This is a genomic window from Pectobacterium brasiliense, assembly GCF_016950255.1.
Classification (GTDB): Bacteria; Pseudomonadota; Gammaproteobacteria; order Enterobacterales; family Enterobacteriaceae; genus Pectobacterium; species Pectobacterium brasiliense.
Map to the genome: position 1 here is coordinate 497837 of NZ_JACGFN010000001.1, position 12120 is coordinate 509956.

The following is a 12120-nucleotide window of genomic DNA, read 5'->3' on the forward strand; positions in this document are numbered from 1 at the left end:
TCCTCATATATTTTTCCGAATGGTATTTCTGAGTTCATCTATCTGAATGAAAATACGATCAACGCGATCCCGATAGTCAGGATGCGCAGAAAATATCTGAATGGCCTGGTTGTATTTAATCATTAGCGTTTTTTGCGTTTCACTATGGGCCGGATCTTGAACTAAGCGAGACTCAAGCTCCGCTAATTCTTCCTCAATTTCCCTGATGCGATTGTCATCCTTATTATCGCGCGGGTCGGAAGCGGGGCCTGGGGATAAAAAACGTTTGAGTAGAGAAAACATAGTGACTCCTTAAGCTATTTGCATCATGACGGCAGGCCAGTACGCTATTGCGATAGTTTACGATTCGCAAGAAAGGCAATGAAGGCAACGAACGCGACAAAGGCGGCGACAAATAACCAGTCCTGCTGGAAGGCATGTCCTAATATCAGGCCAGTGCCGATGACATCGGAATCACTGAAGGTGACGCCGGTAAATCCGAAGACTTCCAGTAATGGCACCAGAATAGCGGGCAATAGCGTAATAAAAAGACCATGAACCACGCCGCCGATGACTGCGCCACGCCGTCCTCCCATGGCATTACCGAAAATACCGGCTGTGCCGCCCGCAAAGAAGTTGGTCAATAAACCTGGCAAAATCATTGCTAGCCCAAACATCGGGAAGATCAGCATCCCGAGAATAGAACCGACGGTGGTGGCGAGGAACCCGACAATGACGGCGTTGGGCGCATAGGGGAAGAGCACCGGACAATCCAACGCGGGTTTGGCGTTAGGAACCAGCCGCATGGCGATACCTCGAAATGCGGGAACCAGCTCATTAAGCAGCAGACGGACACCGCTGTAGAGAACGAAAACGCCTGCGACAAACTGCATGGACTGCATGAAGGAATACATCAGATAATTGACGCCGTTGGCGTACTGCGCGATGTAGGCCGGTCCCGCCGCCACGGCAGGGATGAGGTACATCGGCACCATGACGACGGCCATCGACAGGTAGGTATCCTGTAAGAATTTGAAATTATCAGGCAGCGTTAAATCTTCCGTGGATTTGGAGTTTTTACCGACTAACCGCGCGACGGCGGCCTGCACCAGATAGCCGATGGTACAAAAATGCCCGAGTGCAACATCATCGGAATTCGTGATTTTGCGGACAATCGGCTGTGCTAGTGCAGGCATCAGCACGGCCATAATGCCGCCAAATATGCCTCCGGTTAAGATCAGTGTCGCGCCGGTCAAGCCCGATTTATAGCCGATCACGGTGCCGATAGTTGCCATCCACAGCAGTGCCTGTCCCGTTAGGAAGATATATTTAAAGGAAGTAATGCGTGCAATAAGGATGTTGACGGCAAAGATCACCATGAGCGTCAACGCGACTTCTGACCCAAGTTCACGGTTTGCCAACCCGGCGATGGCGGCGACATCGGTGATGTAGCCTTTCATGCCAAAGCCTTGGGTAAATATGTTGTTCAAATAAGTCAGGGTATCAACGATGATGTTAATCCCAGCCATCATGATGAGGAAACCCAGCAGCGTCTTGAAGGTTCCCTCTGCAATTTTTCCTACTGATTTCTTCTGCAGAATCAACCCGATCATGGCGATCAGTGCGATTAATATGGATGCCTGGCCTAATAAATCTTTCACAATGAAATTGATAACGGTGTTCATTTTTCACCTCATGCTATTGATGAGCCTGGATATAAGTTAAAATTTTTTCTTCTATTTCATCTTTATCAGTCAATTTATTAAGAATGATGACTCTTTTTTTCTCATCTTCACTGGCATCGCTATTCAGGATGTCAGCAAATATCTTCTGGGTTAGAATAACGTCATAATTAAAGGCAGAGGCCTCTGAAATCGTGGTGTGATTTATCTCTGCATCAATACCTAATTTTTTTAGTACGGATTTGGCTGTCATTTCGATAGCGAAACTGGAACCTAATCCACAACCGCAAACGCAAAGTACTTTCAACATAATCATGGCCTCATATAAGGTGATGGGCTTTCGCGAGCTTATAAAAATGACTTTCGACATCAACCAAGCGTCGTTCGGAATCCTCCAGGTCGATAGGAATAGCCTTGTTGTTATTATTGATAATGATAATTTTATTGGTTAGTCCGGCGTTAATACACCGAACCACTTCTTCTGCTAATAGAGTGCCCTGAATAATTTCTTCCCCGGTGGGCGCGCCATTTCGTAAACCATATCCCAAAATGGTTTTTCGGATACGGATGCCAATCTTATGCTCTAGTTTCTTGATAATGGTATCGATAGCGCCCTGAAAACCAGGCGTATACTCATGGGTATAGCCTTCAGAGCATAAAATTATCACGCTGTTTTGTTCTGCGATTTTATCCCGAATACATTGTGATAATTTATCAATATCCCACGGTGCTTCTGGAATGAGTGCGATGTCTGCGTTGCTCTTTAATGCCGCCTGCAAGGTTAATTCGCCACAATAACCACCGAGTAATTCAATCATGAACACCCGGCCTTGTAATCCCCGGCCTGTATTTCGCAATTTTTCTACTTCGCTCATTACCTGTTCGCAGGCGGTAGAAAAACCGATCGTATAGCTATTCCCTGAAATGTCATTATCAATCGTCATGCCGACGCCATAGCAATGAACGCCATAGTGACTGAGTTTTTTTAGAAATTGGAATGAGCCATCTCCGCCAGCCATAATGAGCGCGTCGAGTTTTTGTTTTTGAATGTTTTTGACGATTTGCTCATAGTCTGTTTTTCTACATTTTCCGGTTTTTCTCCCTGAAGTAATCAGGGGCATTGCCGAGAGGGAATAATCCACTAAATCGCGTCGAGTGAGGACTTTACAGCAGTTATCGATAAGGCCATTAATTCCACCATCGAAAATGACGATGTCAGAGGCAGTCATTCTATTCACCTGAAAGATGAAGTTATTTATTCCGCTAACGTCGCCACCGCTAATGACTAATCCAATTTTCATCGTCGCCCTCTGGAAATATGAATAACCACCGTGTGAACACAATGTTATTAAACTGATAAGGCGTTTTTTTGATGAATGTCGCAAATTTGTATTTAATTACGGGACTGAGTGTCTTGACAGTGATGTTGGTTATTCGATTGTTGTGATTATTATCACGATTTAAAAATAAGCAATATAACTAACTTATTAATTAACCTGGATTTTAACATTTTCCCCTTTTTTACTTTTATTTAGCTTTTTAGCTAAAAAACGAATACGTATTTTGTGAATGATTTCACAGTTATTTCGTTACGATCCCAATGGAGAAGCAACGGATCGAAGAGATAACAATAGATAAATGTTATCGTCGAGATTGGTGACAATTCCTTCCCAAATGCTAGAGTAGTCTTCAGTTTTACCTTTTAACTAGTGTTTTATTCCATTAAATAAGCATTTTTCCAGTAGATTAGACGGTCTTTAACGGAGAGAAAGGGAGAGCGGTAGCATGCGGGTTGTGATTCTGGGAAGTGGCGTCGTTGGCGTAAGTACCGCCTGGTATCTTGCGCAGGAAGGGCATGATGTTACCGTGATCGATAGGCAGCCGGAGCCCGCGTTGGAAACCAGTGCCGGGAATGCCGGACAGATTTCCCCCGGCTATGCCGCGCCTTGGGCTGCGCCGGGAATACCGCTGAAAGCGATAAAGTGGATGTTTCAGCGTCATGCTCCGCTGGCCATTCGGCCGGACTTCACGGCAGCACAACTGTGCTGGATGTGGCAAATGTTGCTCAACTGCGACGCGCGCCACTATAAGACGAATAAAGCGCGGATGGTGCGGCTGGCGGAATACAGTCGCGACTGTCTGCAAGCGCTGCGGCGAGATACTGGTATCCAATACGAAGGTCGAGAAGGTGGAACGCTGCAACTGTTCCGCACTGAGCAGCAGTACGAAAACGCGACACGCGATATCGCCGTGCTGGAAGAGGCTGGCGTACCGTATCAACTGCTGACGCGTCATGAGCTGGCCTCGGTTGAACCTGCGCTGGCGCACGTGGCGGGAAAGCTGACCGGTGGGCTGCGTTTACCGCATGATGAGACCGGCGACTGCCAACTGTTCACTCGCCAACTGGCGGCGATGGCTGCCGATGCCGGTGTCACCTTTAAGCTGGGGCGTAACGTTCGCCAGTTGCGGGTGGAAGGGCAAAGCGTTACGGGCGTCCAGTGCGACGATGAAATGATCGTGGCAGATGCCTATGTCATGGCATGTGGCTCCTATTCCACCGGATTACTGCGTCAGTGGTTCGATATTCCGGTTTACCCGCTGAAAGGCTATTCACTGACGATTCCGCTGGCGGATGACGCTTTTGCACCGGTTTCTACCGTACTGGATGAAACCTATAAAATAGCGATTACTCGCTTTGATCGTCGCATTCGCGTCGGAGGTATGGCAGAGGTCGTGGGGTTCAACACCGAGCTGAATCCCAAACGCCGTGAAACGCTGGAAATGGTGGTGCGCGATCTCTATCCTCACTGCGGCCCGATTGAGCAAGCAACCTTCTGGACGGGATTGCGTCCGATGACGCCAGACGGCACGCCGCTGGTGGGGCGCTCACCGCTGAAAAATCTGTACCTGAATACGGGACATGGCACGTTGGGCTGGACGATGGCCTGTGGATCGGGGAAATTGCTGGCGGATATTCTGTCGAACAAATCACCGGAGATTGAGTCCGATGATTTGTCCGTGGAAAGGTATGCTCGTTAGGTTTGAACTACTTAGTTTTTAACTACTTGGTTTTGAACTACGTACGGGGCAGCGATGTAATGCTGCTCTTATGGTGCCGCGTAAGCAGGCGGGCGCGTATCGCCAGCAGCGCGGCACAGAGCATGACCAGCGCCAGTGATACTTTTGACGGCAGAGGAATGGCCATAGCCATCAGGCCCAGCGCCGCGCCGCCCGCCATCTGCACAAACCCTACCATCGCCGACGCAATCCCTGCCTCATTGGAATAAGGCTCCAGCGCATAGCTGGTGGACGGCCCGATCAAAAATGCCAGACCAGCACAGGCCAGCGCGACGGGCAGCATGTAGGTTGGCCAGGTGTTTTGCATCGCTTCGGGTAAGAGAACGACGCCGCTAAGCAGCGAAAGAAACCCAGCCCCCATCAGCAGGCTACCGATAGCCAGGCAGCGCGGTCGGCCGACTTTGCGGATAATGCGATTTGCAAAGAAGCTGACCAGCATGATCCAAAAACCGTTTACGCCAAAGGCAATGGAAAACTCAAGCGGCGTGAGCCGAGCCTCATTCATCAGCACCACGGGAGAGAAGGTGACATAGGTCAATGCCATCCCCATGGCACCCGCGTTGACTGAGGCGAATCCCAGAAACTGGCGGTCGGATAACAGACGTGCGTATTGGCGCAGCGGCAAGCCGTGTACGGGCAGCGTTGAGTCCGGGCGCGTTTCAGGCAGGAAGCGAATGACGAGTGCCAGAACCAGAATGCTGTAACCTGCGAGGAACCAGAAGGGCGCACGCCAGCCGAAGGCTTCAGCCAAGAGCCCACCCAAGAGCGGTGCCAGCGCCGGCACAATGTTCAGCGTGCCGTTAAGAAAGCCATAGGTTCTGGCGGCATCGTCGCCGTTCAGTTTGTCACGCACGCTGCTGAAAATGGCGACGGCGGTACAACAGACGGCCAGTCCCTGAAAAAGACGTGAGAGGACGAATAGCGTGGCGCTGGTGGCTAGGGCGGCCATGATCGCACCGATGAGATAGATAATCACGCCAGCCAGCGCCATAGGGCGTCGACCATACTTATCGACCAGCGGCCCTGCTAGCAGTTGGCCTAATCCCATGATCAGAATAAACAGTGCGACAGTGGATTGAATCAGCGATTCAGGGCTGTTCAGCGCCACGGCGATGGCGGGAATAAGCGGTAAATAGATGTCGATGCCCAGAGGGCCGAGTAGAACCAGAGTCAGTAAAATCAGAACAAATCGTTGCATAACAAAAACAGAAATCTATGTTTTATGGGTTCGACAGGGTAATGCGCACACTGGCGGAAAGAAAGCGTTATCTTTGTGACAATGTCACGATGATGTGAAGGGAAATAGCGTGGCGAGGTTGCATGAAGGCGCTAATCAGCAGGGCGGAGCAGAGATTGTCCGCCCTTTAGTCAAACGTGCTTAATCCACTCAGACTGTTTCAATACGGGGATAAAAATCGTGATTCTCCCGCTGCATACGTTCATAGACCTTACGCAACACGTTATTGGCATCAGCCCGGAAATCCCTATCGTGCCCCATCAGTTGTGAAGCCGTATTCCAGCGACGGGAAAACGCATCGTAATCTGCGGCAATGGTTTGCATTTCATTCTGATAATGCTGACTCATCTTCGTTAACTGCTCGTCACCGCTGCGCTGAAGCGAAGGGTAAAGCACGCGATCTTCCGCAGAAAGGTGCAGTTTGATAGTTGAACTCATGGCAACAATGGCGCGGGCGATGTCAGTGGCGTTCTCCGTCACGCCTTCTCGTGATAGCCGACGCAGGGTATCAATGCTTTCGAGTATTTCGTTGTGCTGGTGTTTGAATTTATCAATGTTCATAAGCGATTCTCTGTGCAGGTATAATGCTATTTATAATACATGTATTTTAAATGCATGTTTATAGAAAAATGCCCGGAAAGAGGAAATCAGCCAGCTAACGATTAATCATTAACAGGTAACTGGCTGATTGAGAGGTGGGTCAATGCCCTACAGTTTGTTTACGGAAGAGTTCACGGAAGACAGGGTAGATGTCATCCTGATCGCGGATATGCTGCATGGCGAAATTGTCGAACGTATCGCGCAGCGTTTCATATTCGCGCCAGAGCGTCTGGTGTGAACGCCGGGTGATTTCAATATAGCTATAGTACCGCACCATCGGCAGAAGCTGATTCGCCAGAATCTGGTGACACAGTGGTGAGTCATCAGCCCAGTTATCGCCATCCGATGCCTGTGCTGCGTAGATATTCCACTGTGACGGATCGTAACGCTCGCGAACCACTTCCTCCATCAGCTTTAACGCACTGGAGACAATGGTGCCGCCGGTTTCCTGAGAGTAGAAAAACTCCTGTTCATCCACCTCTTTGGCCTGCGTATGGTGGCGAATGTAGACGACGTCGACGTTTTTATAATTTCGGCTTAGGAACAGATACAGCAGAATATAAAAGCGCTTCGCCATGTCTTTCGTCGCCTGATCCATCGAACCGGACACGTCCATCAAACAGAACATCACCGCCTGGCTAGACGGCTCGGCCCGACGCTCGTAGTTTCTGTAGCGCAGGTCAAACGTATCGATAAACGGCACGCGGGCGATTTTCTGGCGCAGCTCGTTAATTTCCTGCCGCAGCCGTTCCTCTTCCAGCAATTGTGCAGGTTCGGTATGCGCAAGCTGTTCCAGCGTCTCTTCCAGCTCATGCAGCGTACGCCGTTTACCCGCTGTCATCGCCATACGGCGTGCCAGCGAGTTTTGCAGCGAACGTACCACGCTAATATTGGCAGGAACGCCGTTAGCGGTGTACCCGGCGCGGTGCGTTTTGTACTCGGTCATCTGCCGATGCTGGGTCTTCTTCAGATTCGGCAGCGCCAGATCTTCAAACAGCAGGTCCAGATATTCGTCTTTGGAGATCTGAAAGACAAATTCATCTTCGCCTTCGCCATCTTTACTGGCATCCCCCTGACCGGAACCACCGCCGCCACCTCCTTGTGGCCGCTCAATTTTGTCGTTCTGTACAAAGTGATCGTTACCCGGGTGGACGCGGTGGCGGCGTCCTCCACGGCCTTGATGGAACATCGGTTCGTTGATGTCTGCATTGGGGATCGAGACTGACTCCCCGCTTTCGATGTCGGTCACCGAACGCTTATTAATGGCCTCGGAAATCGACTGTTTTATTTGCGACTTATAGCGGCGCAGAAAGCGTTGGCGGTTCACCGTGCTTTTGTTTTTGCCGTTCAGTCGTCGGTCAATAAAATAGGCCATGTTTCCCCCAAACGCTGTTGCCAGCATCGTGCGTCATTATGATGATTTCCTCACCCGCAGATACCATTCGCACAGCAAACGAACCTGTTTCCGGGTGTAGCCTTTCTCCATCATGCGATCGACGAAGTCATCATGTTTTTTCTGTTCATCCGTTGAGGTTTTGGTATTAAACGAAATCACAGGCAACAGCTCTTCCGTATTGGAGAACATCTTCTTTTCAATGACCGTACGCAGCTTCTCGTAACTGGTCCAGTTTGGATTCCGGCCGCTATTGTTGGCACGGGCGCGCAGGACAAAGTTGACGATCTCGTTACGGAAGTCTTTAGGGTTGCTGATACCCGCAGGCTTCTCGATCTTTTCCAGCTCGGCGTTTAACGATTCGCGGTCAAACAGCTGGCCAGTATCTGGGTCACGGTACTCCTGATCCTGAATCCAGAAATCCGCATAGGTAACATAACGGTCAAAAATGTTCTGGCCGTATTCGGAATAGGATTCCAGATAGGCGGTCTGGATCTCTTTACCGATAAATTCGGCGTATTTCGGCGTCAGATAGCCTTTCAGGTGCTCTAAATACTTCTCTGCCAGCTCCTGCGGGAACTGTTCGCGCTCGATCTGCTGCTCCAGCACGTAGAACAGGTGTACTGGGTTGGCCGCGACTTCGCTGTGATCGAAGTTAAAGACGCGCGACAGAATCTTGAACGCGAAGCGGGTCGACAGACCGTTCATTCCTTCATCTACGCCTGCATAGTCGCGATACTCCTGATAGGACTTCGCCTTCGGATCGGTATCTTTCAGGCTTTCGCCGTCGTAAACCCGCATCTTGGAGTAGATGCTGGAGTTTTCAGGGTCTTTCAGACGCGACAGAATGGAGAAACGGGCCAGCGTTTCCAGCGTGCCGGGCGCGCAAGGGGCATGCGTCAGTTCGCTGTGATCCAGCAGCTTGTCGTAGATCTTGACCTCTTCAGACACGCGCAGGCAGTACGGCACCTTCACGATATACACGCGATCAAGAAACGCTTCATTGTTCTTGTTGTTACGGAACTGTACCCACTCGGATTCATTGGAGTGCGCCAGAATAATTCCGTTGAACGGCAGGGCGGCAATGCCTTCCGTCCCGTTATAGTTGCCTTCTTGTGTCGCAGTCAGCAGCGGGTGAAGCACCTTGATTGGCGCTTTGAACATTTCGACGAATTCCATAATGCCCTGGTTCGCCCGGCACAATGCGCCGGAGTAGCCGTAGGCATCGGGATCGTTCTGAGCATAGTGCTCCAGCTTGCGGATATCGACTTTACCGACCAACGCTGAAATGTCCTGATTGTTCTCATCACCCGGCTCGGTTTTCGCGATCCCGATTTGCGCCAGAATCGATGGCCACACTTTGACGACTTTGAACTTGGTAATGTCGCCGCCAAATTCCTGAAGGCGCTTGGCAGCCCACGGTGACATGATGGTGCCGAGGTAGCGCCGTGGGATGGCATACTCTTTCTCAAGTATTGCGGCATCTTCCTGCGGGTTGAACAGGCAGAGAGGATGATCATTCACCGGGCTGCGTTCGCCGTTGGCGCTGAGGATGTAAATCGGTACGCGCTGCATTAGCGCCTTCAGGCGTTCGGCAAGAGACGATTTCCCGCCGCCGACTGGCCCCAACAGATACAGAATCTGTTTCTTCTCTTCTAATCCCTGCGCGGCATGTTTCAGGTAAGAGACGATCTGTTCGATGGCCTCTTCCATGCCGTAAAATTCTTCAAAAGCAGGGTAGCGAGCAATCACCCGGTTTGAGAATAGGCGCGACATTCGTGATTCTTGGGCGGTATCCACCATTACAGGCTCACCGATAGCCGTTAACAATCGTTCAGCCGCGTTCGCATAAGCGTTGCGATCCTGCTGACAGATGGTAAGGAATTCCTGCAGAGTGAACTCTTCGTCCTTGGCAGCGTCGTAGCGCTGGCGGTAGTGATCAAATATGTTCATAGCGATGCCCGTCCTTCGTCGATTAGCACAGATTAAGAGAGCGTGTGGAATATATGCCTATTAATGTATTGCCCTCCGAAAGAAGAAATCTCCTGAGTCCAGCAACCCTTATGCCAACTTGTCGCGTCAGGGCGTCGTGATTTTATTCATTCCTGCTGGTCAGGAAGACGTCACCTTCTGTATTAAAGCGTAGTTTGCATCCGTAAAATTTCCTCTAGTCCACAGACGTATTTTTAAGATATTTCAAGGACTCACTTTCAGGAAAATCCGTGTAACATTATAGAGAATGGGCGTTGAGCCTTAAGGACACGGCCTATTACCGACGTTAGCGCACGTAAAACCTATCGAATATATAGGTTATTCGTTAATGTTATTTTTATATAACCTGAACGCGAACGTGTGTAATTGGCTTATCATGTTTCATGATATTTATCTGTGATAGGAAATAGAAAACTGTGAAAAAACCTCAACTATGTATGCTGGCCGCACTGGTTTCCGGTGCTGTGCTCCTGCCTTCAGCCTATGCCGCAGATGTCTCTCTGGGCCTTGGCGCTGCGGGTTCAACGTCCGTGTACCGTGGTGTTGATAATGACGTTTATCCGCTTCCTGTACTGAATTATGAAAGTGAAAATTTTTATTTCCGCGGGCTGGGTGGTGGATACTACCTGTGGAATGACGGCGCAAATCGTTTCTCTTTAACGGCGTACTACCTGCCTTTAGGGTTTAAGCCGGGAGATAGCGACGATCTGCGTATGAAGCAGTTGGACAAACGCCGCGGTACGCTGATGGCGGGTGCGGCTTATCGTCATACTGCAGACTGGGGTGAAATTCGTACCGTGCTGGCAGGGGATACGCTGGATTACAGCAACGGTTTCGCGTGGGATACCGCTTATCTTTACCGTTTCTCAATGGGCGATCTGAGCATCACCCCAGGTATTGGTGCGACCTGGTTTAGTGAAAACATGAACCAGTATTACTACGGCGTGAGTGCGCAAGAATCTGCGCGTTCTGGCTTTAACCAATACAGCCCTGGTGATGGCTGGGCTCCGTATCTTGAACTGAGTGCAGGTTATCAGATTAACGAAAGCTGGAGCGCCTGGGCCGTGGGCCGTTACACGCGTCTGTCTGACGAAATGAAAGACAGCCCGATTGTTGACAGTAACCACAGCATCCTAATGAGCGCAGGCGTCAGCTATCGCTTCTGATGCTTTTCGTGAGCATGGTGCATCTGCCGTACAATAATGGGGTGATATCACCCCATTTGCACATTTATGGTGCGCCAAACGCCATGTTAGGTTGACGGCAAACCCGTTACGTTGACGGCAGGCAAGGAGGAACGCGTGACAAAAGCGATTCGTTTTCCAGATGACACTCGCGTACCGGCGATCGGTCAGGGAACGTGGTACATGGGCGAAGATGCCCGAATGAAAGCGCAGGAAGTGACGGCGCTGCAAACGGGTATTGACCTTGGACTAACGCTGATTGATACGGCCGAAATGTATGCGGAAGGCAGGGCGGAGGACGTCGTCGGTGAAGCGATACGTGGCCGCCGCGATAGCGTTTATCTGGTGTCGAAAGTCTATCCGCACAATGCGGGAGGCGAAAAGGCGATACAGGCGTGTGAACGCAGTCTGAAGCGACTGCAAACCGAGCGCATTGACCTGTATCTGCTGCATTGGCGCGGTGGTATCCCGTTAGTGGATACACTTGCGGCGATGGAGCGATTACAGCAGGCGGGAAAAATCGGCCAGTGGGGTGTCTCCAATCTCGATCTTGAGGATATGCAGGAGCTCTGGTCGCTAAACGGTGGACAGCGCTGCATGACCAATCAGGTGCTTTACCATTTGGCGTCACGTGGTATTGAGTTTGATTTGTTACCGTGGTGTCAGCAACAGCAGCTTCCGGTAATGGCGTATTGTCCGCTGGCGCAGGCCGGACGCTTACGTGATGGGTTATTCTCGCATCCGGTAGTGAACCGCATTGCACGCGAACATAGCATCACGCCTGCTCAACTGTTACTGGCGTGGGCAATTCGTCAACCGGGCGTGATCGCGATTCCTAAAGCCAGCTCTGTGAAACATGTTCAGGAAAATGCGAAAGCGCTGGACGTGGTGCTATCGAAGGAAGATATCTCACAGCTCGATCAGGCCTTTCCACCGCCGACGCGTAAACAGCATCTGGATGTGGTGTAACGGAAG

General features: G+C 50.6%; 11 protein-coding genes. 3 read left to right on the top strand and 8 right to left on the bottom strand.

Annotation, left to right across the window (positions count from 1 at the left end):
- Positions 1 to 3: 3 nt before the first annotated feature.
- From H4F65_RS02285 to H4F65_RS02300, 4 genes are read right to left on the bottom strand one after another with little or no spacing between them, the layout of a single operon-like run.
- A complete protein-coding gene (locus H4F65_RS02285) occupies positions 4 to 282 on the bottom strand; it encodes a hypothetical protein (protein WP_010275428.1) in 279 nt (92 codons plus the stop codon).
- Between the two features lie 44 nt (positions 283 to 326).
- The gene (locus H4F65_RS02290; RefSeq protein ID WP_010275425.1) at positions 327 to 1664 is read right to left on the bottom strand and encodes a PTS sugar transporter subunit IIC; all 1338 of its coding nucleotides are present in this window, start codon (positions 1662 to 1664) and stop codon (positions 327 to 329) included.
- Positions 1665 to 1677: 13 nt separating this feature from the next.
- Positions 1678 to 1971: a PTS sugar transporter subunit IIB gene (locus tag H4F65_RS02295; RefSeq protein WP_039288047.1), complete on the bottom strand. Its 294-nt coding sequence runs from the start codon at positions 1969 to 1971 to the stop codon at positions 1678 to 1680.
- Between the two features lie 10 nt (positions 1972 to 1981).
- Positions 1982 to 2962 carry a 6-phosphofructokinase gene (locus H4F65_RS02300; RefSeq protein WP_039319573.1) on the bottom strand — a complete coding sequence of 327 codons (981 nt, stop codon included), beginning with the start codon at positions 2960 to 2962 and terminating at the stop codon, positions 1982 to 1984.
- Between the two features lie 484 nt (positions 2963 to 3446).
- Here H4F65_RS02300 and H4F65_RS02305 point away from each other — a divergent pair, with 484 nt between their 5' ends.
- Positions 3447 to 4700 carry a D-amino acid dehydrogenase gene (locus tag H4F65_RS02305; protein WP_010275415.1) on the top strand — a complete coding sequence of 418 codons (1254 nt, stop codon included), beginning with the start codon at positions 3447 to 3449 and terminating at the stop codon, positions 4698 to 4700.
- Between the two features lie 37 nt (positions 4701 to 4737).
- Here the strand turns inward: H4F65_RS02305 and H4F65_RS02310 are convergent, their stop codons facing one another.
- The 4 genes from H4F65_RS02310 to yeaG all read right to left on the bottom strand — a co-directional run bounded on the left by H4F65_RS02310 (position 4738) and on the right by yeaG (position 9922).
- Positions 4738 to 5937, bottom strand: coding sequence for a multidrug effflux MFS transporter (locus H4F65_RS02310; protein WP_010275412.1), 1200 nt, complete (start codon positions 5935 to 5937; stop codon positions 4738 to 4740).
- 189 nt (positions 5938 to 6126) lie between these two features.
- Positions 6127 to 6537: a hemerythrin domain-containing protein gene (locus H4F65_RS02315; RefSeq protein ID WP_010275408.1), complete on the bottom strand. Its 411-nt coding sequence runs from the start codon at positions 6535 to 6537 to the stop codon at positions 6127 to 6129.
- 139 nt (positions 6538 to 6676) lie between these two features.
- The gene (locus H4F65_RS02320; protein WP_010275403.1) at positions 6677 to 7951 is read right to left on the bottom strand and encodes a YeaH/YhbH family protein; all 1275 of its coding nucleotides are present in this window, start codon (positions 7949 to 7951) and stop codon (positions 6677 to 6679) included.
- Between the two features lie 36 nt (positions 7952 to 7987).
- Positions 7988 to 9922, bottom strand: a complete 1935-nt coding sequence (gene yeaG, locus H4F65_RS02325) for a protein kinase YeaG (RefSeq protein WP_010275400.1) — start codon at positions 9920 to 9922, stop codon at positions 7988 to 7990.
- Between the two features lie 455 nt (positions 9923 to 10377).
- On the opposite strand from yeaG, the gene H4F65_RS02330 reads away from it, so the two are divergent.
- Both H4F65_RS02330 and H4F65_RS02335 read left to right on the top strand, forming a co-directional pair.
- Positions 10378 to 11127, top strand: a complete 750-nt coding sequence (locus H4F65_RS02330; protein WP_039277523.1) for a MipA/OmpV family protein — start codon at positions 10378 to 10380, stop codon at positions 11125 to 11127.
- 135 nt (positions 11128 to 11262) lie between these two features.
- On the top strand, positions 11263 to 12114 hold the full coding sequence (locus H4F65_RS02335; RefSeq protein WP_010275394.1) for an aldo/keto reductase: 852 nt from the start codon (positions 11263 to 11265) through the stop codon (positions 12112 to 12114).
- Positions 12115 to 12120 lie beyond the last annotated feature (6 nt).